At 68.8% G+C, this 23,777-nt stretch carries 24 protein-coding genes; 7 read left to right on the forward strand and 17 right to left on the reverse strand.

What is annotated here, in order from left to right:
- Positions 1 to 3: 3 nt before the first annotated feature.
- A complete protein-coding gene (locus DDE23_RS12595; protein ID WP_107752097.1) occupies positions 4 to 804 on the reverse strand; it encodes a DUF2189 domain-containing protein in 801 nt (266 codons plus the stop codon).
- A 149-nt stretch (positions 805 to 953) separates the two neighbouring features.
- Here DDE23_RS12595 and DDE23_RS25065 point away from each other — a divergent pair, with 149 nt between their 5' ends.
- Complete coding sequence (locus DDE23_RS25065) at positions 954 to 1,115, forward strand: hypothetical protein (RefSeq protein WP_157958016.1); 162 nt, start codon at positions 954 to 956, stop codon at positions 1,113 to 1,115.
- Between the two features lie 110 nt (positions 1,116 to 1,225).
- On the forward strand, positions 1,226 to 1,387 hold the full coding sequence (locus tag DDE23_RS25070) for a hypothetical protein (protein WP_157958017.1): 162 nt from the start codon (positions 1,226 to 1,228) through the stop codon (positions 1,385 to 1,387).
- A 21-nt stretch (positions 1,388 to 1,408) separates the two neighbouring features.
- Here the strand turns inward: DDE23_RS25070 and prfB are convergent, their stop codons facing one another.
- Positions 1,409 to 2,530: a peptide chain release factor 2 gene (gene prfB / locus DDE23_RS12600; RefSeq protein ID WP_107752098.1), complete on the reverse strand. Its 1,122-nt coding sequence runs from the start codon at positions 2,528 to 2,530 to the stop codon at positions 1,409 to 1,411.
- Between the two features lie 107 nt (positions 2,531 to 2,637).
- Entirely contained in the window at positions 2,638 to 3,108 is a 471-nt protein-coding gene (gene bcp, locus DDE23_RS12605) for a thioredoxin-dependent thiol peroxidase (protein ID WP_107752099.1), read from the reverse strand.
- A gap of 85 nt (positions 3,109 to 3,193) precedes the next feature.
- On the opposite strand from bcp, the gene queA reads away from it, so the two are divergent.
- Positions 3,194 to 4,240, forward strand: coding sequence for a tRNA preQ1(34) S-adenosylmethionine ribosyltransferase-isomerase QueA (gene queA / locus DDE23_RS12610; RefSeq protein ID WP_107752100.1), 1,047 nt, complete (start codon positions 3,194 to 3,196; stop codon positions 4,238 to 4,240).
- On the opposite strand, the gene DDE23_RS12615 is transcribed toward queA, so the two are convergent.
- The 9 genes from DDE23_RS12615 to DDE23_RS25075 form a co-directional block, all read right to left on the reverse strand.
- Entirely contained in the window at positions 4,237 to 5,226 is a 990-nt protein-coding gene (locus DDE23_RS12615; protein WP_107752101.1) for a molybdopterin-binding protein, read from the reverse strand. The two genes, queA and DDE23_RS12615, sit on opposite strands and share 4 nt — an antisense overlap.
- The gene (locus tag DDE23_RS12620) at positions 5,226 to 6,203 is read right to left on the reverse strand and encodes an XdhC family protein (protein WP_107752102.1); all 978 of its coding nucleotides are present in this window, start codon (positions 6,201 to 6,203) and stop codon (positions 5,226 to 5,228) included. The genes DDE23_RS12615 and DDE23_RS12620 overlap by 1 nt, the downstream gene beginning before the upstream one ends.
- Before the next feature lie 138 nt (positions 6,204 to 6,341).
- Entirely contained in the window at positions 6,342 to 8,402 is a 2,061-nt protein-coding gene (locus tag DDE23_RS25420; RefSeq protein ID WP_107752103.1) for an OmpA family protein, read from the reverse strand.
- 358 nt (positions 8,403 to 8,760) lie between these two features.
- Entirely contained in the window at positions 8,761 to 10,020 is a 1,260-nt protein-coding gene (locus DDE23_RS12630; protein ID WP_107752104.1) for a vWA domain-containing protein, read from the reverse strand.
- 75 nt (positions 10,021 to 10,095) lie between these two features.
- On the reverse strand, positions 10,096 to 10,965 hold the full coding sequence (locus DDE23_RS12635) for an AAA family ATPase (RefSeq protein WP_107752272.1): 870 nt from the start codon (positions 10,963 to 10,965) through the stop codon (positions 10,096 to 10,098).
- A 134-nt stretch (positions 10,966 to 11,099) separates the two neighbouring features.
- Positions 11,100 to 13,292, reverse strand: coding sequence for a PAS-domain containing protein (locus DDE23_RS12640; RefSeq protein ID WP_238149972.1), 2,193 nt, complete (start codon positions 13,290 to 13,292; stop codon positions 11,100 to 11,102).
- Positions 13,289 to 14,428: an FIST N-terminal domain-containing protein gene (locus tag DDE23_RS12645; protein WP_107752105.1), complete on the reverse strand. Its 1,140-nt coding sequence runs from the start codon at positions 14,426 to 14,428 to the stop codon at positions 13,289 to 13,291. Before DDE23_RS12645 ends, DDE23_RS12640 begins: the two co-directional genes overlap by 4 nt.
- A gap of 71 nt (positions 14,429 to 14,499) precedes the next feature.
- On the reverse strand, positions 14,500 to 15,249 hold the full coding sequence (locus DDE23_RS12650) for an SDR family oxidoreductase (RefSeq protein ID WP_107752106.1): 750 nt from the start codon (positions 15,247 to 15,249) through the stop codon (positions 14,500 to 14,502).
- Positions 15,246 to 15,575 carry a darcynin family protein gene (locus tag DDE23_RS25075; protein ID WP_157958018.1) on the reverse strand — a complete coding sequence of 110 codons (330 nt, stop codon included), beginning with the start codon at positions 15,573 to 15,575 and terminating at the stop codon, positions 15,246 to 15,248. Before DDE23_RS25075 ends, DDE23_RS12650 begins: the two co-directional genes overlap by 4 nt.
- 88 nt (positions 15,576 to 15,663) lie before the next feature.
- On the opposite strand from DDE23_RS25075, the gene DDE23_RS12660 reads away from it, so the two are divergent.
- Positions 15,664 to 16,347, forward strand: coding sequence for a TetR/AcrR family transcriptional regulator (locus tag DDE23_RS12660; RefSeq protein WP_170121849.1), 684 nt, complete (start codon positions 15,664 to 15,666; stop codon positions 16,345 to 16,347).
- Positions 16,348 to 16,405: 58 nt separating this feature from the next.
- Here DDE23_RS12660 and DDE23_RS12665 read toward each other — a convergent pair whose 3' ends face one another.
- Positions 16,406 to 17,608 carry a pyridoxal phosphate-dependent aminotransferase gene (locus DDE23_RS12665; RefSeq protein WP_107752108.1) on the reverse strand — a complete coding sequence of 401 codons (1,203 nt, stop codon included), beginning with the start codon at positions 17,606 to 17,608 and terminating at the stop codon, positions 16,406 to 16,408.
- A gap of 114 nt (positions 17,609 to 17,722) precedes the next feature.
- Between DDE23_RS12665 and DDE23_RS12670 the strand changes: the two genes are divergently transcribed.
- Entirely contained in the window at positions 17,723 to 18,118 is a 396-nt protein-coding gene (locus tag DDE23_RS12670; RefSeq protein WP_107752109.1) for a helix-turn-helix domain-containing protein, read from the forward strand.
- A complete protein-coding gene (locus DDE23_RS12675) occupies positions 18,115 to 18,408 on the forward strand; it encodes an FAD assembly factor SdhE (protein WP_107752110.1) in 294 nt (97 codons plus the stop codon). Before DDE23_RS12670 ends, DDE23_RS12675 begins: the two co-directional genes overlap by 4 nt.
- An 81-nt stretch (positions 18,409 to 18,489) precedes the next feature.
- Here the strand turns inward: DDE23_RS12675 and DDE23_RS12680 are convergent, their stop codons facing one another.
- Together DDE23_RS12680 and DDE23_RS12685 are read right to left on the reverse strand one after the other, a co-directional pair.
- Positions 18,490 to 19,464: a hypothetical protein gene (locus tag DDE23_RS12680; RefSeq protein WP_107752111.1), complete on the reverse strand. Its 975-nt coding sequence runs from the start codon at positions 19,462 to 19,464 to the stop codon at positions 18,490 to 18,492.
- 223 nt (positions 19,465 to 19,687) lie between these two features.
- On the reverse strand, positions 19,688 to 20,149 hold the full coding sequence (locus DDE23_RS12685) for a hypothetical protein (RefSeq protein WP_107752112.1): 462 nt from the start codon (positions 20,147 to 20,149) through the stop codon (positions 19,688 to 19,690).
- Positions 20,150 to 20,320: 171 nt separating this feature from the next.
- Between DDE23_RS12685 and DDE23_RS12690 the strand changes: the two genes are divergently transcribed.
- A complete protein-coding gene (locus tag DDE23_RS12690) occupies positions 20,321 to 20,836 on the forward strand; it encodes a MarR family winged helix-turn-helix transcriptional regulator (protein ID WP_107752113.1) in 516 nt (171 codons plus the stop codon).
- Here DDE23_RS12690 and DDE23_RS24875 read toward each other — a convergent pair.
- Positions 20,830 to 22,716 (reverse strand): hypothetical protein, encoded by a 1,887-nt coding sequence (locus DDE23_RS24875; protein WP_133239556.1) that lies wholly within the window; start codon positions 22,714 to 22,716, stop codon positions 20,830 to 20,832. The genes DDE23_RS12690 and DDE23_RS24875 overlap by 7 nt on opposite strands.
- The gene (lipA, locus tag DDE23_RS12700) at positions 22,713 to 23,657 is read right to left on the reverse strand and encodes a lipoyl synthase (RefSeq protein ID WP_107752115.1); all 945 of its coding nucleotides are present in this window, start codon (positions 23,655 to 23,657) and stop codon (positions 22,713 to 22,715) included. Before lipA ends, DDE23_RS24875 begins: the two co-directional genes overlap by 4 nt.
- Positions 23,658 to 23,777: the final 120 nt, after the last annotated feature.

A 23,777-nucleotide genomic window follows, 5' to 3' on the forward strand; every position in this document is an offset into this window, starting at 1 on the left:
GGCTCAGCCCTCGGGCGGCAACAGGCGCCGGTAAAGGTGCCAGCTGGCATGGCCGAAGACCGGCAGCACCACGAAAAGCCCCAGAAACAGCGGCAGCATCCCCAGGAACAACGCCCCGGCGATGATCGCGGCCCAGAGCGCCATGGTCACCGGATTGGCCGTGACGCAGCCGAAACTGGCGATCATCGCGCTGATGAAATCGACCTCGCGGTCCAGGATCAGCGGCAGGCTCACCACGGTCAGCGCGTAGAAGAGCGTCGCCATCACGCCGCCGATGACCGAGCCCACCACCAGCATCATCAGGCCATTGCCGCTGAGCAGCATGCTCCAGGTCGAGCCGGTGATCGGCGCGAGGCCGAAGAACAACGCAAAGATCGTATGGGCGATGAAGACCCAGAACATGAAGACCAGCATGACGAACATCGCCATCGACGGCACCTGCCGGTCCTTCTGCGCGAAGACGATGGCGAAGACCGAGCGCAGGCCCAGCGGCTGGCCCGCCTCCAGCCGTCGGCTGACCTCGTAAAGGCCGGTCGCGGCGAAGGGGGCGAGGATCGGGAAGCCCACGGCGATCGGGATGAACCAGTATTCCGCGGCCGAGGCGGCGAAGATCGCGTACATGATAAGCCCGCCCAGCACGTAGAAGGCGCTGAAGACGATGCCGTAGAAGGGGGCGCGGCGGAAATCCCGCCAGCCCAGCGCCAGAACCTCGCGCAGGGCGGCCGGGTTGATCGCCGCGGGGGGCGGAATGGTCGATGGCTCGGCCGCCAGCCGCCCGGCGGGTTCGGGTTGTGTGTCGGTCACGGGCTCCTCCCTTGCCGTCCCGGACGCGGATCGCGCGGGCGCCCGGCAAGGCTAACACAGGCGGGCGGGCATTCAATCGTCCTGCACACCGCCACCCGCTAGGCAAAGGCCCCGCCCGGTGGCAGCATGGGGGCAGGGAGGAACCTGCCATGGATCCGGTGACGATGAGCTATTACGCGGCCGTCTGCGCCGCGCTGGGCTACGGCGCGAGCGGCATCCGGTCGAAAGCGCTGCGCATCGTTCTGGGCGTGGCTGTGGGGCTGGTCGCGGCGACGCTGTTGCCCTCGATCCGGGCCTTGCTGGGCCTCTGAGCGCGATGGCACGAAAATACGTAGGGTAACTTTGAACCTTTTGCCGGTCTCGGGCGTCTTATCTATGACCGCGCCCTGATGGCGCGCCCCGAGAAACCGGAGTACCTGCCATGACCCGCATTCCTGCCCCGCGCGCCTCGTTCGACCTCTATGACGACCTGATGGCGATTTCGCGCCTCGATGCCACCATCAGCGCCAGCCGCCGCCACAACGCCCCGGCGGTCAAGGATTTCAGCCTGCTGGCGAAATTCGTCCCCGGCCTGAAGGTCTGAGGACACAGACCCGCGCGGGGCTCAGTCGCCCTGCGCGTCGGCGCGGCTCTTGCCTGCGACCTGCTGGGCCAGCGTGGCGGCCATGAAGCCGTCCAGATCGCCGTCCAGCACCCCCTGCGTGTCCGAGGTCTCGTGCTGGGTCCGCAGATCCTTGACCATCTGGTAGGGCTGCAGCACATAGCTGCGGATCTGGTTGCCCCAACCGGCATCGCCCTTGTTCTCATGCGCCGCGGTGATCGCCGCGTTCCGCTTGTCCAGCTCCATCTGATAGAGCCGCGCCTTCAGCGCGTTCATCGCCGCCTCGCGGTTCTGGTGCTGGGATTTCATCGAGCTGGTCACCACGATCCCGGTCGGAATGTGGGTGATCCGCACCGCCGAGTCGGTGGTGTTGACGTGCTGGCCACCGGCGCCCGACGAGCGGTAGGTGTCGATGCGGATCTCGTTGGCCGGAACCTCGATCTCGATATTGTCGTCAACCACCGGATAGACCCAGATCGAGGCGAAGGACGTCTCGCGCGTGCCCTTGCCGAAGGGCGAAATGCGCACGAGGCGATGCACGCCCGATTCCGACTTCAGCCAGCCATAGGCATTGGGCCCGCTGATCCGGTAGGAGGCCGATTTGATCCCCGCCTCGGCGCCCGCTTCCTCGGATTGCAGTTCCACCTTGTAGCCGCGCTTCTCCGCCCAGCGGACATACATGCGCTGCAACATTTCGGCCCAGTCGCAGGCCTCGGTCCCGCCGGCGCCGGCGTTGATCTCGAGGAAGGTGTCGTTGCCGTCGGCCTCGCCGTCCAGCAGCGCCTCCAGCTCTTTCGCCGCCGCCTTCTCGCCCAGCGCCTTCAGCGCCGCTTCGGCCTCGGCCACGACATCCTTGTCGTCTTCCATCTCGCCGAGTTCGATCAGCTCGACATTGTCGTTCAGGTCGCGGCTGATCGTCTCGTAGGTCGAGACCGCTTCCATCAGCTGCTGACGCTCGCGCATCAGCTTCTGGGCGCGGGCCGGGTCGTTCCACAGGTTCGGGTCCTCGATCATCGCGTCGAATTCCTCGAGCCGGTGCTTGGCGGTTTCCCAATCCATCCGTTGCGCAAGCAGGTGCAGCGACTTCTGGATCGCCTCGACCGTGTTCTGGGTTTCTGCGCGCATCGGATCACCTGTTCAGCATCGGGAGAGGGGGCCGCGGCGGCCCCCTGTCTGGTCGGTCTGATATAAGGTCCGGCCCCCTCAGGCAAGGGCAGGCCGGGAAAGGGCCCTCAGGCCGGGCGCACCATCGCCTCGACCGCGGCCAGCACCTCTTCGGCATGGCCCTTGACGCTGACCTTGGGCCAGATCCGGGCGATCTGCCCCTGACCGTCGATCAGGAAGGTGGCGCGGGTGATGCCCATGAAGGTCTTGCCATACATGGATTTCTCGCCCCAGACGCCATAACGCTCGCAGATGTCGCCTTCCTCATCGGAAACCAGGATCACGCCCAGATCGTGCTTCAGCCTGAACTTCTCGTGCTTCTTCACGCTGTCCTTGCTGACGCCGATCACCACCGCGCCGGCCGCCTCGAAGGCATGGCCCAGTTCGGTGAAATCCTTGGCTTCCTGTGTGCAGCCGGGGGTGTCGTCCTTGGGGTAGAAGTACAGGACCACGGGCTGGCCGCGCAGACCGCTGAGCGTGACGCTGTTGCCGTCCTGATCGGGGGCGGTGAAGTCGGGGGCCTTGTCGCCGATATCCATGGTGCTCTCCTGTGGTTGCCTAAGTTGTAGTCGGGCGGGCGCGGGGATAAAGGGGGGCGGGGTGGAAAAGTGAAGGATCGGCCGCGTGAAGCTCAGCGATTTTGATTTTGACCTGCCCGAGGATCTGATCGCCACCCGGCCGATGAAGCCGCGCCCCGCCGCGCGGCTGCTGCTGGCCGAGGGGGACGCGATCGCCGACCGCCATGTCCGCGATCTGGTCGACATCCTGCGCCCCGGCGACCGGCTGGTCCTGAACAACACCCGCGTCATTCCCGCGCGCCTCTTCGGCGAGCGCCTGCGCGACACGAAGGACGGCTCGGGCCGGGCCAAGGTCGAGGTGACGCTTCTGAACCCCGAACCCTCGGGCGGGTGGCGGGTGCTGGCGCGGCCCCTGCGCAAGCTGGCCCCGGGCGACCGTCTGGACTTCGGGGCAGGGCTCACGGCCGTGGTGTCCGGCAAGGACGAGACCGAGGCGGTGCTGGCCTTCGACCTGACCGGCCCCGCCTTCGACGCCGCGCTGGAGGAAGCGGGCCGCATGCCGCTGCCGCCCTATATCGAAAGCCGCCGCCCGGCCGATGCCCAGGACCGCGAGGATTACCAGCCGGTTTTCGCCCGTGAGCGCGGCGCGGTGGCGGCGCCCACCGCCAGCCTGCATTTCGACCAGCCGCTGCTCGATGCCCTGCGCGCGATGGGTGTCGATTTCACCGAGGTGACGCTGCATGTCGGCGCCGGCACCTTCTTGCCGGTCAAGGTGGAAGACGTGACCACCCACCGCATGCACGCCGAATGGGGCGAGGTCACGCCCGAGGCGGCCGCGCAGATCAACGTGACGAAAGCCGCGGGCGGGCGGGTCATCCCGGTCGGCACCACGGCGCTCAGGCTGATCGAGAGTGCTGCGCGTTCCGGCCGGGTCGAGCCCTGGCGGGGCGAGACGGATATCTTCATCTACCCGGGTTTCACCTTCCACGCGGCGAACGGGCTGCTGACAAATTTCCACCTGCCGAAATCTACGCTGCTGATGCTGGTCTCGGCGCTGATGGGGGCAGAGCGGATCCGCGCGATCTATGACCACGCGGTCACTGAGCGTTACCGCTTCTTCTCCTACGGCGACGCCTCGCTGCTGTTGCCTTAACCTTTTCGGTCGCGTGGCCGGGGGCGGGTCGGGATGTCCTTGAGCAGGCCCCCCACGCCCATGCCCCGGATATCGGCGCCCGTCACCGGCACGCCGCAGATCAGCCGCTCCAGCACCCAGTCGGCGCCGTTCAGCGCGGGCGAGCGGGCGCAGCCGGGCAGGCCCACCACCGGCACGCCGTCCAGCGATCCGATGAACAACAGGTTGCCGGGATCGACCGGCATGCCGAAATGCTCGACCACACCGCCCGCGCGCCTGAGCGCCGAGGGCGCCACGTCGCGGATATCCGAGGTGGCCGAGGCGGTGAGGATCAGGATCAGCGCGCCCCGGGCCTGCGCCAGCGACTCGGCCAGCGCGGTTTCGTCATGGGGAACAAGCACTTCCGGCCCGAGCTTCACACCCAGCCGCTGAAGTCGCTCCCCGGTGACGCGGTGGCCCTTGTCGCCCAGCCCGTCGCCGACCACGGTCTCGATCATCACCGCGTCCGTCAGCACCGGCAGCGCCAGATCCAGCGCCCCGCGCCCGGCCTCGCAGGCGGCGGAAACGGACGTCTTCTCAAGCCCATAGGCGATGATCTTCACGGTGGCGACCATGCCGCGCGGCTCCATCCGGTGCCATTCCGGCACCGTGGCGAGGGTGATCGCCGGATCCGCGTTGTTGACCGCCGCCACCTTCGCCGGGTCGATCCGGGCGATCCCGGCGCTCTTGGCCATGACATTGACCCGTCCGGTGCCGACCGGCTGCAAGTCCAGCCCCTGCGAGCCCGCCACCAGCGCCTCGGCCAGCGCCAGCGCCGCCGCATCCTCGCCCATGTCGTCGGGCCCAAGCCGCGCGGCGATCACCCGGTCGCGGCCCGCGTCGCGCAGGGCGGCGATGTCGCCGGCGTCCAGCAGCTTGCCCTTCTTCAGCCGTCCGCCCGGCAGCGGCACCGAATGCGCCAGCACCGCCCCCAGCGCGTCCGAAAGGTCGACGGGCCCGAAGTCCATCACGCCTGTCTCAACACCTGCGTCACCTGCGCCAGCACCGAGACGGCGATCTCGGCCGGGGTCTTGGCGCCGATGTCGAGGCCCACGGGGGCGTGGATCCGGGCGATCTGCGCCTCGGTGATCCCCGCCGCGCGCAGCCGTTCCAGCCGCTTGGCATGGGTGCGGGTGGAGCCGAGGCAGCCCAGATAGAACACCTCGGACCCCAGCGCCGCGACGATCGCCGGATCGTCCAGCTTGGTGTCATGGGTCAGCGTCACAACGGCCGTGCGCGCATCCAGCCCCTCGGCCAGCAGCCCCTCATCCGGCCAGTCGTGGCGGATCACCGTGCCCGGAAAACGCCCCTCGCTGGCGAAGGCGTCGCGCGGGTCGATCAGCACCGGGTCATAGCCCGCGAGCTTGGCCATCGGCACCAGCGCCTGCGCGATATGCACGGCGCCGACGATCAGCATCCGGAGCGGCGGGTTGAAAAGGGCGATGAACTCGCCCGTTTCCTCCATGCCCGAGCGGTCGGCCCGGAACCTCTCCGGCAGGTCGGAGGGGCCCAGAAGCCGCCGCGCCCAGCCCTCGACCGTCACGCCATAGGCCAGCGGCTTGCGGGCCGCGCGGGCCTCGACCACGGCGGCCAGCATCGCCTCGGGCATGCCCTTGCCGATGGGTTCGACCAGCACCCGGATCGTGCCGCCGCAGGCCAGCCCCACCGAAAACGCCGTCTCGTCCGTCACGCCGAAGGTCAGGACCCGGGGCGTGCCGTCGGCCAAGGTTTCCAGCGCCTCGACCACCACCGCGCCCTCGACGCAACCGCCCGAGACCGAGCCCATGATCTCGCCCTCGCCGGAAATCGCCAGTTGCGAGCCGGGCTGGCGGGGGGCCGAGCCCCAGGTCTCGATCACCGTGGCCAGCGCCGCGCCCTTGCCGGAGCGGTGCCAGTCGAGGGCGATTTCGGGGATGCGGTCGTGCTGCGGGGCGTCAGGCTGCATTGGCGGGATCCTCCTGCTCCATACTATGCGGTCGGTTTCGGCCGAAGGCCAGCGCGACCTTTGGGGCAGGGCCGGGCAGGGCAACGGAAAACCCCCGGCACCGAAGGGCGCCGGGGGCGAGGGTCCGAAGACCGCAGATCAGTTCGAGGCGACCTGCAGCAGCGGCGTGATGCGGCGGACCACCACGCGGCGGTTCTCGCGTTCCGCGGCCTCGGTGCGGATGCGCAGATCGCTTTCGCCATAGCCCTGCAGCACCATGTTCGCGGGCGAGACCCCGAAATATTCGGTCAGCGCCCGGGCCACCGATTCCGCGCGGCGGTCGGACAGCGTCAGGTTCATCACATCGCTGCCCACGGCGTCGGTGTGGCCCTCGATCAGGAACACCTCGTTCGGGTTCTCGGCGATCATGCTGGTCATCAGCTCGCCCAGCGCCAGCAGGTTGCGCGCCTCATCGGGAGAGATCGCCGCCGAGCCGGTGTCGAAGGTGATGTTCTGCACCTGCGCCGCCGGGGCCAGATAGCGCACCCGGTCGATCTGACGGATCTGGTTGAGCGAGAAGGCGCGGCCAACCGGCGCCTGGCTTTCCAGCGCCACGCGCAGCGCCCGTTCGTCCTGCGGATCCACCTGGCGCGGGGCCTGACGGTTGGGCTCGGGCAGATCGGCGATCACCACGGGCTCGTAGGTCTGGGTGTCGTCGAAGAGGATGGTACGCGAGCCATCGGGGTGGATCACCACGCGCTTGACCACGCGGGCCTCGGCGTTGCGCACCGTCACCACCTGGCTGCCGTCGCGTTGCAGGACCACGGTTTCCGACGAGCCGTCCGAATAGCGGCGGGTCGTGACCTCGCTGCCCGGCTGGCGCAGGATCGCGTCATCGTCGCGCAGGACCTGCAGATGGCCGTTGCGGTCGCGCACCACCACGCGGTCGGGCGAGGTGCCGACAACCTCGCGGTTGTCATTGAGCAACGCGCCGACGACCAGCGCCCCGGCGGCACCGACCAGCGCGCCTTGCAGGAAGCGGTTGAAATTGTCGTCTTCCTGCTGGCCCTGGGCCTGCTGGGCCGCGGCCTCGCCCTCGGGGGCGGCGGTGGTGTCGGTGCGGGCGTAATCCTCGGACGAGAGGCGGGCGTTGTCCTCGGTCACCGTCTCGGTGCTTTCCTCGACCACGTCACCGGCTTCGGTGGCGGCGAGCGGCGCCTCGGCTTCGCCGGTCGCGGCTTCGGCCGCGGCGTCCGAGGGTTCGGTCGGGATCACGTCCTGTTCGGTCTCGGCGGTGGCCTCGGCCTCGTCCGAGCCGCCGCCCAGCGCGTTGACGATCCGGTCGAGCGTCGAGGGCTCTTCCTCGGTCGCGGTCTCGGCGGTCGCGTCAGGCGCGGTTTCACCCTCGGTCGTGGCGTCTTCGGTGGTCGCTTCGGTGGTCGCTTCGGTCTGGGCCTCGCCCTCGGCCGTCGCCTCCTCGTCCGAGCCGCCGCCCAGCGCGTTCACGATGCGGTCGAGGGTCGAGGGTTCTTCCTCGGCGGTCGCGTCAGGCGCGGCTTCGGTGGTGGCTTCGGTGGTGGCTTCCGCCTGGGGTCGCGGATCGACCGGGGTTTCGGCCTGGACCTCGGCCTGCGGCGCGACCGGCGTTTCGGCGGGGGCCTGAGCCTCGGCCTGCGGCGCGGTCTCGGGCACGGCCTCTACGGGCGCCTCGGCCTGAGCCTCGGCGGGAATTTCGGGCTGCACCTCGGCGGGGGCTTCCGCCTGTGCTTCGGGTTGTGCCTCGACGGGGGTTTCGGCCGGCGCTTCGGCCTGAACCTCGGGCTGGGCTTCCGGCTGGGCCTCGACCGGGGCCTCGGCTTGCGCTTCGGGTTGCAGCGCATCGGCGGGCGCTTCGCCCTGGACGGCGCCGCCCAGCTGTTCGGTCAGCGTCTCGAGCGAGGGCGCGCTGCCTTCGACAGTCGCACCCACATCGGCCTCCGGCGCGGCTTCCGCTTCGGCTTGCGGCTGCGCGTCTTCCTCGGCCTCGGCGTTGCCGCCCTGAGCCTGGCTGGCCTCGGACACGGCGACGTTGCATTCGTCCTGCGTCATGGCGTCGGTGCAGACCTCGGCCTGGATGTCCGCCCGGCTGCGGCCCTCCTGGGCCATTGCCGGGAAGGTCACGGGCACGGCCAGCGCGAAGCTGGTGACCAGCGCGGTCGTCGTCTTAAGGGGGCGTCGCATGGCAACTCCTCTGAGCGTTCCAGTTGCCTATCAACGCCCGGAGGCCCGGCTTGTTCCGAAGACACGCTGCGACGGGGGCGCGAAGGGCGTGTCGGGGGGCCTGAAACCAAGACCGCCGCGCCCGGGAGGAAGGCGCGGCGGCAGGTGTGACCCCATGGGCTGACGGGGTCGCCTGGCCGCTGGGAGGGAGAGCGCGGCCGTTGCAATCCAGATGGGGTGGACGGGCCGGAATGCCAAGGGGGCGCAGGCGCGACCTTCGGTCGCAATCGTGCAGGAGCCATGAATCAAAGGCGGGCAAGGCGTTGATATTTCTGTGATCGACCCGGAATTCCCCCAGGGCGGCGGCGCCCGGCAGCCCTCAGCCGTTCAGCATCGCCATCAGCCGCGCCTTCTCGCCCCGGTCGCGCGGATCCGACAGCGCCTCGGCCAAAGCCTCAAGCGAGGCGATGGAATGCCCGGCCCTCAGCGTGTCGACATGCGGCAGCATGGCCCGCACGCCCTGCGCGCGCGGCGCGAACCCGTCCCAGCGCAGAAGCGGGTTCAGCCAGATGAGCCGCCGGGCCGAAAGGTGCAGGCGCTCCATCTCCTTGGTCAGCAGCGCCGGATCGTCGCGGTCAAGCCCGTCCGTAATCAGCAGCACCACCGCCCCCTGACCCAGCACCCGGCGCGACCAGTCGCGGTTGAAGTCGTGCAGGCAGGCGCCGATCCGGGTGCCGCCCTGCCAGTCCCGCGCCTCGTGCCCGGCCGCGTTGAGCGCGGCGTCCACGTCGCGGGTCGCCAGATGCCGGGTGATGTTGGTCAGCCTTGTGCCGAAGGTGAAGGCATGGACCCGGGCCCAACCCTGGCCCTGCCGGTTGGCGACGGCATGGACGAAATGCAGCACCATCCGCGAATAGGAGGCCATGGAGCCCGAGATATCGCAGAGCACGACCAGCGCCGGCCAGCGCGTCGCGGGCTTGCGGCGGGCCAGCGTCAGCACCTCGCCGCCGGTGCGCATCGCGCCCCTGAGCGTGCGGCGCCAGTCAGGGCGGGAGCCGAGCGGATCGGCGGTCAGGCGGCGGGTTTTCAGGGGCTTCACCGGCAGCGAGAGGCGGGCCAGCATCCGCCGGGCCGCTGCCGCCTCCTCGGCATTCATCTGCTCGAAATCGAGGGCGCGCAGCTTTTCCTCGGCCGAGGCGGTGAAGCTCGCGTCGATCTCGATCAGCGCGTCCTCGTCCTCGTCCTCGTCCCGGGCGGGCGGGGCGGGCGGTTCGGCCCCGTCAAGCAGCGCCTCGGCCGCGCGCTTGGCGGCGGAGGCCGCGCGCTCTTCCTCCTGCACCCCGCGCACGGCGGGCAGGAGCAGCGCCATCATATGCTCCATGTAGCGCGGATCGCGCCAGAAGAGGCGAAAGACCTGATGAAAGACCTGCCTCTCCTCAGGCCGCGAGACGAAGACCGCGTGCAGGGTCCAGTAGAAATCCTCGCGCCGGGAAAAGCCCGCGGCGCGCACCGCCTCGATGGCGGTCAGCACCCGGCCGGGGCCGACCGGCAGCCCGGCCTTCCGCAGCGCGCGGGCGAAATGCGTCAGATTCGCCGTGAGCTTGGGGTCGTCGGGCAGGGGCAGCGCGGGCTCGGCCAATCTTGCGTCTCGCTTTTGGCGGCGCCCGGGGGTTTCACACCCCCGGACCCCCGTGGGATATTTGGGGCGCAAAGATCACGCGGTTTCGAGGGCTTTCTTGGCGTCGTCCAGCAGGCGCTTGGCCTCGGAGCCCTGCAGGCGGGCGATGTCGTCCTGATACTTGAGGATCGCGCCCAATGTGTCGGCGATCACCTCGGGGCTGAGGGCAATCACGTCGAGGGCGAGGAGGCATTTGGCCCAGTCGATGGTTTCCGCCACGCCCGGGCGCTTGAACAGATCCTCGCCCCGCAGGCGCTGGACGAAGGCCACCACCTCGCGGCTGAGCCCGGCGGCGGCCTCGGGGACGCGGGCCTGCAGGATCTCGGTCTCGCGGGCGAAAGTCGGGTAGTCGACCCAATGGTAGAGGCAGCGGCGCTTGAGCGCGTCATGCACTTCGCGCGTGCGGTTCGAGGTGAGGATGACGATCGGCGGCTCGGGCGCCTTGATGGTGCCGAGTTCGGGGATCGTCACCTGGAAATCGCCGAGCGCTTCCAGCAGGAAGGCCTCGAAGGGTTCGTCCGTGCGGTCGATCTCGTCGATCAGGAGGACGGGCGCGCCGCCGTCCTGCGGGCGCATGGCCTGCAGGAGCGGGCGCTCGATCAGATACTCGGGGCCGAAGAGGTCGGTGCGCAGGCTCTCGGCGCCGGTGCCGGTGGCTTCGGCGGCGCGGATCGCCACCATCTGCGCGGCGAAGTTCCATTCATAGACGGCCGAGGCCGCATCCAGCCCTTCGTAGCATTGCAGGCGGATCAGGCGACGGCCCAGCGCGGCGGCGATGGCCTTGGCGATCTCGGTCTTGCCGGTGCCGGCCTCGCCTTCCAGAAACAGCGGCCGGCCGAGTTTCAGGGCGAGGAAGGTGACGGTGGCGAGCGAGCGCCCGCAGATGTAGTTCTGGCCGGCCAGCATGTCCTGAACGGCGTCAATGCTGGCGATGTCGCGATGGCTCACGCCGGATCCTCCCTGATCGTCGGGCCATACTGGGGGCGGGCCGGGCGCGATACAAGCGCCGAGCGGGGGCTTGCGACCAATGGACAGGTCGCTCAGTCGCGGCGCGCGGCAGAGGCGACGAAGCGTTGCAGGAGCCCGGTGTCGAGGGGTTTGTAGAGCAGCGGCACCCCGGCGCGGAGCGCGCGCAGCCGCAGCGGTTCGGCGCGGGTCGCGGTCAGCAGGCGCGCGGGCAGGGGGCCATGGCGGCGGGAAAGGTCCTGCATCAGGGCAAGGCCCGCTTCCTCGTCCCCGGCGCGGGCGTCGATCAGCACGAAATCGGGCGGCAGGCCGATTTCCTCGATCAGCGCCAGCGCCTCGGCCGGGTCGGGTACGTCGAGGATATTGACGCCCCAGCCGTCCAGCAGATGCGTCAGCGCGCGGCGCATGTCGCTGTCGGCGGCGACCAGCAGGCCGATCAGGTCGCGCGGCAGGTCGGGGCGGGGGACGGGCGGCGCGGGCGGCGCGGCGGCGGGGGCCTCGGCCGGGGGGCCCAGATGCAGGACGAAGCGCGAGCCGCGGCCCAGGCGGGAATCGAGCGTCACCGCGTGGCCCAGCAGCGCCGAGGCGCGCTCGACGATGGCGAGGCCGAGGCCCATCCCCTCGGACGCCGAGGCGCGGGCGTTGAGGCGGTGGAACTCGCGGAAGATCGCCTCGCGGTCGGCCTCGGGGATGCCGGGGCCGGTGTCGGTGACCTCGGCCCGGATCCCGGCGGCGGTATGGCGCACGCCGACCAGCACCCCGCCCCGGTCGGTGTAGCGGATCGCATTGCCGATCAGGTTCTGCAGGATGCGCCGCAGCCAGGTCGGGTCCGAGACGACCACGGCACCGGTCGGGCGCAGGCGCAGGCTGAGGCCCCTGTCGGCCGCCACCGGGGCGAATTCCTCGGCCAGACGGGCCAGCAGCGGACCCAGCGGCACGGGCTGGGGGCGTACCGAGAGCCGCCCGCTTTCCAGCCGCGAGATGTCGAGCAGCGCGTCGAGGATCGTCTCGACCGATTGCAGGGCCGAGCGGGTCTTGCCCAGCGCGTCCAGCGCGCGGGGGTTCAGATCCTCGTCCTCCATCGAGGCGAGGAACAGCTTGGCGGCCGAGAGCGGTTGCAGCAGGTCGTGGCTGGCGGCGGCGACGAAGCGCGAGCGGGTGGCATTGGCGCGCTCGGCATGGGCCAGCGCCTCGCCCAGTTCCAGCGTGCGGGCGGCGACGCGGGCTTCCAGCGTCTCGTTGGCGCGCGACAGCCCGGCGATGGCCCGGCGTTCGGCGGTGACATCGGTGAAGGAGATGACGAAACCGCCGTCCGGCATCTCCTGCGCGAAGGCATCGAGCACCACGCCCCCTTCGCGCGTCACCTCGAAGCGCAGCGGCTGGCGCGGTGTCGGCCCCGCGACCCAGGCGCGCAACCCCTCGAAGCGCAGCGAGCCGGGCGAGAGGCGCCCGGCCAGATCGTCGAAGGCAAGGCCGGGGCGGAAACGGGTGCGGTTCACGGCCAGCAATTCGGCGGCGCGTTCGTTCCAGCCGATCATCCGCGCCTCGGCATCGAAGATGCAGACGCCCTGGCTGATATGGTCAAGCGTCGCCCGCACGATCCGCGCCTGATCGTCCAGAAGTCGCCCGCGGGCCTCGCGTTCGGCGCGGATGATGTCGGTGACATCGGTCTGCAGGATCACCGTGCCGCCATCGCCGGTGCGATGCTCGCTGACCTGCAGCCAGCGGTCGCCCCTCAGCGCCACGGTGAAGTTGGTCGAGCGGTCGCGGTGGCGCCTGAGGCGCAGCACGGCCCAATCCTGGGCGCTGACCCCCTCGGGCAGGGACAGCTGGCCCGAGCCGCTGACCAGCTCGACATAGCGGGCGAAGCTGAGGCCCGGGACCAGCGCCGGCTGGATGTCGCTCAGCTGCAGGCCGAAGCGCGAATTGCACATGACCAGCACGTCGTCGGGCCCAAAAAGGCCGAAGCCCTCCTGCACCGTCTCGATGGCATCGGCGAGGTTGCGGCGCGCGGCCTCGGTCTCGCGGTTGGCGGCGGCGAGGCGGGCGTTCGACTGGTTCAGAAGGTCCAGCGCCGCCTCCAGCTCGCGGGTGCGGGCGCGGACCTGTTCCTCCAGCATCGCCGCGCGCTCGAACTGGGCATAGGCGGCACCCGACAGGTCCGTGCCCTGCTCGACCCGGCGCATCAGCACCTCGACGATCTGCAGGAGCTTGTCGGTCTGCCGGGCCGGGCTGTCCTCGGGGTTCAGAAGGCTGCGCGGGCTCACGGGGCCGCTCCGGGCGGATAGAGGGCGACGCCGGTCAGGGTCTGGTTCACATGCATGGCGTTCAGCTGTTCGCCATAGGTGGAAAAGCCGGTCACGCCATGGTCACGCAAGAGGGTCGAGATGCGGCCGGTCAGCTGCTTTTCCTGCGCCTCCATCCGGCGCAGCACGCAATCGCAGGCCAGGATCGCCGCGGGGCGCTGGGCGCCGGTCAGCCCGGCCAGCGCCCCCGCCAGATGATCGGCCATGTCGAGGGGTTCGGCCAGCGTCAGCACCAGCCCCTCGTCAATGGCGGAATAGAAGATCAGATCGCCATTCTCGTCCACCTGCCGGATCGAGCGGACATGGTGGCGCCCGCCGACGCGCACCACGACCGGATGGGCGGCGAAGGTGAAGGGGGTCAGCTGGCCCGGGTCCTTGCCCAGCAGCCGGGCATATTCGCGGGCGGCGGGTTCGGCGTTGATCGCCTGCACCGTGCGGCGGGCGGGATCGGCGCGGGTCACCACCATGCGGGTATCGGTCGGGCGGAAATGGTCGAATTTGAAGACCTTGACCGGACAAGCGGTGCGCAGGATCGTCACCACGGCCGCGTTGCGCAAGGCCTTGCCGCCATGGAAGACGAAGGTCTCCAGAAACCGCGTCCCGTCCGCCGCCGAGCCGCCGAACAGCGGCGTGGCGCCGAGGCCGGGGGAGAGGAGCGAGGCCAGCTCGTCCTCCTTGGCCGAGAGGCCGTCGACCAGCAGGTAGACGAATTCATGCTCCCAATCGGGGTGGCTGCGGGCCAGCGCGCCGCGGGCCCGGATCAGGTCGCCGATCACCGCCTGCGCGTCGAGCGACGACAGGTCCGGGATCAGCAGCGGTTCGGCGGCGAAATGGGCGGCGGGGAAGGCGGCGGCCACGATCATCCCCTCGGCGTAACCCTGCGCCGCGATCTCGCCCGCGGTGGTGCAGCCGATCACCGGCGCCGGGGCCAGGTCGCGCGAAAGGGCGCGCACCAGACGCTCGCGTTCCGGGGCGCGCGGCGAGACGAAGACCACCACCAGCGCGAAGGGGCCCGGACCCAGCGACCGCGCCAGCGTCGCCGCCGCCTGCGGGTCGTCGGCCGGGGTCTCGGCCACGCGCATCACCTCAGGGGCCATCGCATCCTCCGTTGCCGGGCCGAGGCTAGGATGCGGTCCGGCGCTTGTCCAGTATGGCTCGGCGGCCGGGACTATCGCAGCAGCCGCGCGGCCAGCCCCGGGGACAGGCGGTTGACGAGGCGCAGCAGCCTGGCCTTGCCGACCCAGATCTCGGCCTGTCCCCGCTCCAGCCCCGCCAGCACCGCGGCGGCCGCCTGCGCCGGGGTGATCTTGCCCGATCCGCGCCCCTCGGTCATGTCGGTGGCGACCAGCGACATGATTGCCTCGCTGATCTGGAGATGCGGCGCGGCGCGCTGGCATTGATAGCGCAGCGCCCGGGTGAACGAGCGCGCCGCCGCCTTGGTCGCGCCATAGACCGGCGAGGCAGCCTTGGGCGCTATGGCGAGGCCCGAGGTGACGGTGACGATCGCCGCCCGTTCCTGCCGGGCGAGGACCGGCAGCAGGCCCAGCGTCAGGGCGACGACCGCGTCGAGGTTGGTGGCGATCTCCTGCCGGGCGAATTCGGTGGCCTGCGCCGGGGGCAGGGCGAAGAGGTCCATCTCCACCTGCACCCCGGCATTGTTGATCAGCAGGTCGATGTCGGGATGCTCGCGGGTCAGATCGGCGACGAGGGTATCGACCTCGGCCCGCGAGGACAGATCCGCGCGCCGGGTGACGACCGCACCGGGAAAGGCCTGTTCCAGCGCTGCAAGATGGCTCTGGCTCTGCCCGACGGCGATGACCCGGCAACCGCGCGCCACAAGCTGACGGGTCAGCTCAAGCCCGATGCCGCGCGCGCCGCCGGTGACCAGCGCGGTTCGGCCGTGAAGCGCCGGGCTCATGCCGCCGCCTCCTCCTGCTGGAACAGGCGAAAGCCGTTTTCCAGCGCGGGCGTGATCGACACCACCTCGAAATAGGGGGCCGAGATCAGCGGCGTGTTCCGCAGCCGCTCCATGGTGAAATAGTACGCCAGCATGTCCGAGGTTTCGAACACCGCGATATCCGAGGCCGCGCCGCTGAAGGCCTCGGCGTCGTAGAAACGCATCGTCACGCGGTCATCGACCAGCGCCAGGGCCAGGCACTCGGCGGCGATCGTGTCGCGCTGGGCGGGCGGCAGGCTTAGCCAGGCGGGGGTGGCGCGCAGATGCACGAAAATGGTCCAGGTCATGTCTTGTGTCCTCGGGTTGCCTTGGCGGGTGCGATGGGCAAAGAATGAGCAATCGCTCAGGTTTCTCAACTCGCATCCGGAGGCGCCGATGTCGGGTCCGATTGTGCCAAGAAAAACGCCCCGGCAGGCCCGGGCGCGGGCCACCGTCGAGGCGATTCTGGAAGCGGCGGCTCGCATTCTGGTGGCCGAAGGGCTGGAGCGGCTGACCACCAACCGCGTGGCTGAGGTGGCGGGGATCAGCATCGGCACGCTCTATCAATACTTCCCGTCCAAGGAGGCGATCCTGGCCGAGATCCTGCGGGCCAAGCGGCAGCAGCTTCTGGAGGATATCCGGGCCGCGACCGCCGAGGGGACGGGACAGGGTTTCGAGGCGCGGCTCTCGGGTTTGATCGAGGCGGCGATTGTCCATCAGCTCGGGCAACCGACGCTGGCGCGATCGCTCGAGTATCTGGACAGCCTGTTGCCGCTGGAAGCCGAGACCCAGGCCCTGAAGGCGGCGATCCTGGAGCGGGTGTCGGGGTTTCTGGCACGGGGCGGCATCGCGCGGCCCGAAGAGAGCGCCCGCGATCTGGTGGCGGCGCTGAGGGGCATGATCGACGCCGCCGGGCTGGCGGGCGAGACGGACCGCGAGGCGCTCTTCCGGCGCGCGATGCGGCTCGTCCGGGGCTATCTGGGGCTGGAAGGGAGCGGTTTCGCCCTCGACCGCGACGCCTCCGGCGCCGAGCTCTCGGGCGACGAGCCGGGGGGCATTCTGCCCCCCGGACCCCCCTGAGGATATTTGAGGAACAAAGAGATAGGGGGCGGCGGGCGCCCCCCTTGGCGTCAGGCCGTTACGTCAGGCCGTTGCAGAAGCGCTGGATGCGGGTGCAGGCTTCTTCCAGCACCGAATCCGAGGTGGCGTAGCTGACGCGGAAGTTGGGGCTGAGGCCGAAGGCCGCGCCGAAGACCACGGCGACGCCGGTTTCCTGCAGGAGCGCCTTGGCGAAGATCTCGTCATTCTCGATCAGCGTGCCGCCGGCCGAGGTCTTGCCGATGCAGCCCGAGATGTCGGGATAGACGTAGAAGGCGCCCTCGGGTTTCGGGCAGGTGATGCCGGGCGCGGCGTTCAGCCCGTCGACCACGAGGTTGCGGCGGCGCTGGAAGGCCTCGAGGAACGGGACGAGGAAATCCTGCGGGCCGGTCAGCGCCTCGAGGGCGGCGTATTGCGAGACCGAGCAGGGGTTCGAGGTCGATTGCGACTGGATCGTCGCCATCGCCTTGATCAGCGCCACCGGGCCCGCGGCATAGCCGATGCGCCAGCCGGTCATGGCATAGGCCTTGGACACGCCGTTGCAGGTCAGCGTGCGGTCGTAGAGGCCGGGTTCGATCTGCGCCGGGCTGGTGAACTCGAAATCGTCGAACACGAGGTGTTCGTACATGTCGTCCGACATCACCCAGACATGCGGATGGCGCATCAGCACATCGGTCAGGCCCTTCAGCTCGTCGCGGGTATAGCCCGCGCCGGTCGGGTTCGAGGGCGAGTTGAAGATGAACCACTTGGTTTTCGGCGTGATCGCCGCTTCCAGCGCCTCGGGCGTCAGCTTGAAACTGGTCTCGATCCCGGCGGCGACGGTGACGGGCGTGCCGCCCGCCAGCAGCACCATGTCGGGGTAGCTGACCCAATAGGGCGCGGGGATGATGACCTCGTCGCCCGGGTTCAGCGTGACCATCAGGGCGTTGTAGAGGATCTGCTTGCCGCCGGTGCCGACCGTCACCTGGTTCGGCTGGTAGGTCAGGCCGTTCTCGCGCGCGAACTTGGCGCAGATCGCCTTTTTCAGCTCGGGGATACCGTCGACGGCGGTGTATTTCGTCTTGCCCGCGTCGATCGCCGCCTTGGCGGCGTCCTTGATGTGCTGCGGCGTGTCGAAATCGGGCTCGCCGGCACCGAGGCCGATCACGTCCTTTCCGGCGGCTTTCAGCTCGGCCGCCATCACCGTCACGGCGATGGTGGGCGAGGGTTTCACCCGGGCGATGGTGTCGGAAAGGAACGGCATCGGGGCCTCCGGTTTGTGTTTTCCGGAGCCATCTTCTATGGTGCGGACCGATCCCGTTCAAGGGCCAAGGTGGGGCGATGCCGCGCCGCAGCGCCCGCAACCGAGGAGACATGAATGGAAAGCTGGTACACCGACGATCGGGCCACGCTGGGCGACCGGCTGGCGGCCGGGCGCGAGGCGGCCGAGATGACCCAGGCGCAGCTGGCCCAGAGGCTGGGCGTCAGGGCCAAGACCCTGCGCGATTGGGAGAACGACGTATCCGAACCACGGGCGAACCGCCTGCAGATGCTGGCCGCGCTGCTCGGCGTCTCGCTGCGCTGGCTCTTGACGGGCGAGGGCGGCGATGTCACGCCGCCCGAGGAAGAGCCGCGCGTGGCCGATCCGGCGCTGAAGGTGGCGCTGGGCGAGTTGCGCAGCCTCAGGGCCGAGCTTCTGGCCATGGGCGAGCGGATGGGACGGCTGGAAAAGACGCTGCGCTTGCAGGCGGCGGGCAACGGGGAAAACAGGTGAGCGAAACGGACGTCGAGAACCGGCTGAAGCGGCTCAGGATGCGGTCCTGGCGGCGCGGGATCAAGGAGATGGACCTGATCCTCGGCCCCTGGGCGGATGAGCAGGTCGCGACCCTGGACGCAGGCGCCCTCGATACCTACGAGGCGTTGCTGGGCGAGAACGACCACGACCTTTACCAATGGGTGACGGCGCGGATCGGCCAGCCCGGGGCGCAGCCGATGGGACCGCAGGGCTATGACGGGCTGCTGGGGGCGATCGCCTCGCATGCCGCCGGGCGTCTGAAGGCGTAGCGCGCGGTCCGGGCGAAGGCCGCGCGGGGCATGAAAAAGGCCGGGTCTTGCGACCCGGCCTTTTCGTCAGTCAGGGGGCGATCACTTGCCCGCGGGCGCCTGCGGCTGCTGCACGGCGGGGCCGCTGGCCGAGAAGGTGATCGAGGCATCGCAGGTCGCCTGGCCGAAGGTGCCGACCCAGATGTCGTAGCGGCCCTCGACCGCGTCGCCGATCTGGATGGCCGGCTGCAGGTCGGTTGCATCGTCGTTGAAGACCCACGAGGTGTTCGGGTCATTGACCAGCAGCGTCGTGTCGCAGCTGCCCTGCACGGCGATGTCGAGCGTGGTCACCTGGCCCTGGGTGTCGAGGTAGAGCGAGAAGTCGGGCGCCTGGGCCACATAGCCATGCGCCTGAATGCCGCATTGGTTGTCGAAGAGGTCGACACCGCCGCCGGCCACGACCTGACGGCTGTCGCCGCCCGCGCCGGTGGTCAGGCGCACTTCGGCGCCGCCCAGCGACCAGTCGGGGCAGGTCGGTTGCGCGGGCTGCTGGGGCGGGGTGGTGGTGCCGGTCGAGCCCCCCGGCGGGAAGGTTTCGGCGATCAGCGTCGCCTGGCAGGCCTGCGGGCCGTAGCTGCCGACCCAGATGTCGTATTGCCCCGAGGCGGCATTGGCCAGCCGCAGGCGCGGCTGCAGCGTGCCGTCCTCGTCATCCGAGAAATGCCACTGGCCCGAGAAATCGTTGACCAGCAGCGTGGTGTCGCAATCGGTCTGCACGCGGAATTCCAGGTCGCGGCCCATGTTGCGGGCGTCGTACTGGACGGTGAAGTTCGGGGCCGGGGTGACATAGCCCACGCCCTGCACGCTGTTGCAGTTCGACAGGTTCAGACCGCCGCCGGCGAAGAGCGGGTATTGCTGGGGCGTCCAGGCGGTATCGGCGTCGGTGGTGATCTGGATCCCGCCGAGTTGCCAATCCGGGCATTGCTGCGCTGCCGCGGCACCGGCCAGCATCACGCTGGCCGCGCCGCCTGCAGCGGCGATCAGAAATCCTTGTTTGAAACGCGTGTAAATCGACATGGTTGCTCCTGAAAAAGTAGGCGTTGCGGGGCGAAGCGTGGAACCGATTTCGGACTCAGTCAAGGCACATCCCGATCTCTCGGGTTTCAGCACTTGGTGAGAATCCTGCAACAATTCGCGGCAGTTCGGGGGTAAGTCGGGCGGCGGGGCGGCCGGGTTCAAAGGAAATCCGCGGCTTGGCCCCGCCGCAGGGCCCGTCGCTCGGGACGGGGCCCCGGGCCGGTCAGAAGGTCTCGATCTGCAGCTCGGCCTCGCAGTTTTCCATGCCATAGGTGCCGACCCAGATGTCGTAGCGGCCGCTCGGCGCGCTTTCGATCCTGAGGGCGGGATCGGCGGCATCGGCATCGTCGTTGAACAGCCATTGGCCGTTGCTGGCGTTGACCAGCAGCACTGCGTCGCAGCCGGCCCGCACCCGGATCTCCAGCGCCCGGCCGAGGTTCAGCGCGTCATAAGCCATGGTGAAATCCGGCTGTTCGATGACATAGCCCACGCCCTGCGTCTCGGGGCAGGTGGCAAGGTCGATGGTGCCCCCGGCGATGACCGGGATCGCCTGCGGGACATAGGCCGACTCGGCCGTGAAGCTGAGCGCCGCGCCGGGCGTCTCGTAGCTGGGGCAGGCAAGGGCCGCGGCCGGGAAGGCGAGGGTGCAGAACGCAACGGCGAGGGGGCGGAGGGGGAAGGACATGCAGGGCTCCTGACTGGGTTGCGGGCACAAGATCATGGGGGTCGGGACGGGTCAATCGCTGCCGGTCGCGCCATGAGTCAGAAAAATGCGCGGGCTTAACACCTTGTTTGCAATTTGCGGTGCATTCTCTGTCAATCGAACCGAACGAACGTCAAAAGGCCGGAGACGCGCATGAGTTTTCACCGCCAGGTCAAGGGACCGTCCGAGGACGGTGCCGAGGGCAGTGCCGAGCTGCTGCCGCGCTATCTCGATTCGCTGTCGCTGGTGGAAAGGCTCCACCGGCTGCTGCTCGATGTCATCAAGGATGAATTCGAGCGGCTGGGCATCCTCGACATCAACGCCGTGCAGGCGCTGCTCCTCTTCAACGTGGGCGACAACGAGGTGACGGCGGGCGAGCTGAAATCGCGGGGCTATTACCAGGGCTCGAATGTCTCGTACAACCTGAAGAAACTGGTCGAGAACGGCTACATGCACCACGCCCGGTGCGAGATCGACCGCCGCTCGGTCCGGGTTCGCCTGACCCCGAAAGGGCAGGAGGTGCGCGATGTCGTGGCCGATCTCTTCGCCCGCCATGCCGAAGGGATGGAGGGCAAGGGCATCGTCGGTCTGGAAGAACTGGACCGGATCAACAATTCGCTCAAACGGATGGAGCGGTACTGGACCGACCAGATCCGCTATATCTATTGATCGGTGCCGGGCTGGTTCTTCTGGATCAGCCCGGTCAGCGCCGCGACCAGCAGGGCCGAGAGCATCCAGCCGAAGAGGGTGAAAATCCAGGTCGCGACCCAGGCGATGGTGCCGGGGATGGTCTGCGTGGTCGGCGCCCAGGCGGATTGCTGGCCGAGATCGACGATCGGCAGGATGACGTCGAGTGCATAGGGCAGGGCGGCGAAGCTCTCGTAATGCCGGCCCTCGGCCATCGAGGTCCAGACCAGCGCCGGGGCCGCGGGGGCCTGCGCCATCGCCTCGGCCCAGGACGCCGAGATCATGACGACGGCAGAATTCGGCACCATGCCGCCGGTCGTGTAGGCCACCCAATAGACCAGCGTTGCCAGAAGAAAGGTCCCCGCCGCCCAGGCAAGGGCGAATTCGGGGCGGAAGCCGAAGCCGATGAGCCGGTCGAGGAACAGGGCCCAGAGGCGGGTGGCGGTCATTCTGATGCGCAAGCGTCCGGCTTCGGCACGAGCCCGTTGCGCGGCGAATGGGTCGCTCTGTTTGCCTTCGAGGTCCAGCTGGCCGAGGCGCATGCGGTCGAGCTTGTGCCGGTGTTCCGACAGGCGCTGCTCGCGCCGATGCAGGACCTGCCGGGCTGATCGGGAATGGCCCGTCCCAGCCAATACCTTGGCGAGTTGGGTATAGGGCTGGGGAAAGACCTCGCCGCGCCATTGCGCGCATTTTTCGAGCCAAGCTAGGCGGGTCGGGGCGTCGGTGGCACTGTGAATTCGGTCATAGGTGAAGCCGTCTAAATCGACCTCGCCGGCGATCACCGCCCACGATGCGGGATCGTCCACTAGGTTGCCGACATGTGCTGCACCCAGCAAGACACCACCAGTGACCGCGCGAAGCCGACGAAAAAAGAAGCTTTGATCAACCCGGAGTCCCTCCGCGCTCAGCGCTAACGGTCCGTTGCAAAGCAGGGCCGCATTGTCACAGATAAACTGCCCGCCGATGGTCGCGCCGTTGAGGTTAATGCTGCCCGTGACCGTCGCGTCCTTAAAGGACAGGGACGCCGAGAGGTTCGTCCCGTGTGCACTCAGCGCCTCACCGCCGAGGCCGTTGAGAATGGCATTCTCGCAGACGAGATTACCACTGATGATTGCGCGGGTAACATAGACATTTCCCATGACTACGGCGTCATTGAGGAAGAGGGAGTCTGTCAGCGATAGACCTTGCGCGCTTAGCGCTTTGTCCCCGTTGCCAAACAGTTGCGAACCACTGCAGTGCATCTGTCCAACGATATGCGCACCATTGACACAGACAGTGCCCTTGACCGTTGCGGCGCCGAGGAACAGCGAGTTTCCCAGCCTTGCTCCTTGAGCGTTTAGTGCCTTCCCGCCCTTGCCGTCTAAGGTTGCGTCAGCGAAGGATAGCTGCCCGTGGACCGTCGCGCCGTCGAGGTCAACAGTGCCTGAGATCACAGCGCGGCGCAGATACAATGATCCGCGCCATTCTGCGCCTTGTCCAAAGAGGCCGGGCAGCGCGCTGTCGTCGAGTCTTAGCAGCGTCAGCCGGGCATACACGAGTCGCGGTACCTCGACGAGCGTGCAGAAGTCCAACACCAAGTCACCTTGGCTTGTGGCATGACGCAGGTCCAAAGTTACTGAGATCCAGGCTCCTCGTAGCCAAACCCCAGTCCCCGGCAGACCGCACTCGGGCGTTCCGCCGGTGGCGATCAGGCGGATCAGGGGCGCGCGGATGTGGCGGTCGGGAGCAAAGGCCTCGGGTCGGCTACCGTCCCCAAGGCAACACGGCTGATCGGCCCGCGCCGCCTCGATCAGCGTCCGCTCGGCCTCGGTCGCCTCGGGCCAGGCCTCCCATTCGGCCAGCGTCGCGGGCCAGAGGCTCACCCCAGTTTCGCCATCCGCGCGTCCCGCAGGCGGGCGAAATCGTCGCCGGCGTGGTAGCTGGAGCGGGTCAGGGGCGTGGCCGAGACCATCAGGAACCCCTTGCCATAGGCCGATTTCTCGTAGCTGGCGAATTCCTCGGGGGTGACGAAGCGCTCGACCGAATGGTGCTTGGGCGTCGGTTGCAGATATTGGCCGATGGTCAGGAAGTCGACATCGGCCGAGCGCATGTCATCCATGACCTGCAAGACGCCCTGACGATCCTCGCCCAGACCCACCATGATCCCCGACTTGGTGAAGATCGACGGGTCCAGCTCCTTCACCCGCTGCAAGAGGCGCAGCGAGTGGAAATAGCGCGCGCCGGGGCGGACGGTGGGGTAGAGGCCGGGCACGGTTTCGAGGTTGTGGTTGAAGACATCGGGGCGCGCGGCGACCACCACTTCCAGCGCGGAAGCGTCGCAGCGCAGGAAATCGGGGGTCAGGATCTCGATCGTCGTCTCGGGCGCGCGGTGGCGCACGGCGCGGATGGTCTGGGCGAAATGCTCGGCCCCGCCATCGGCCACGTCATCGCGGTCGACCGAAGTGATGACCACATGCTTCAGCCCCAGCGTCGCCACGGCATGGGCCACGCGCCCGGGCTCGAAGGCATCGAGCGCCTGCGGCTTGCCGGTCGCCACGTTGCAGAAGGTGCAGCCGCGGGTGCAGATCTCGCCCATGATCATCATCGTGGCGTGGCCCTGCGACCAGCATTCGCCGACATTGGGGCAGCCGGCCTCTTCGCAGACGGTCGAGAGGCGGTTTTCGCGGATGATCTCGCGCGTCTTGTTGTAGCCCGTGCCGCCCGGGGCCTTGACGCGGATCCAGGCGGGTTTCTTCGGCTGCGCGTTGTCCGGGCGATGCGCCTTTTCGGGGTGACGCTGGTCGGGCAGCTTGAGGTCGCGCATCGGGTCCTCCCCTGGCGGATGGCTGGGGAATATCTAGGCAAATTCCCGCCGGAAAGCAACCAAGCCGCTGCCGTGGCGCCATGCGCGGGATGCATGGCGCAACGCAAAAGGGCCGGTCGC

The sequence above is a fragment of the Pararhodobacter aggregans genome (genome assembly GCF_003075525.1).
GTDB lineage: Bacteria > Pseudomonadota > Alphaproteobacteria > Rhodobacterales > Rhodobacteraceae > Pararhodobacter > Pararhodobacter aggregans.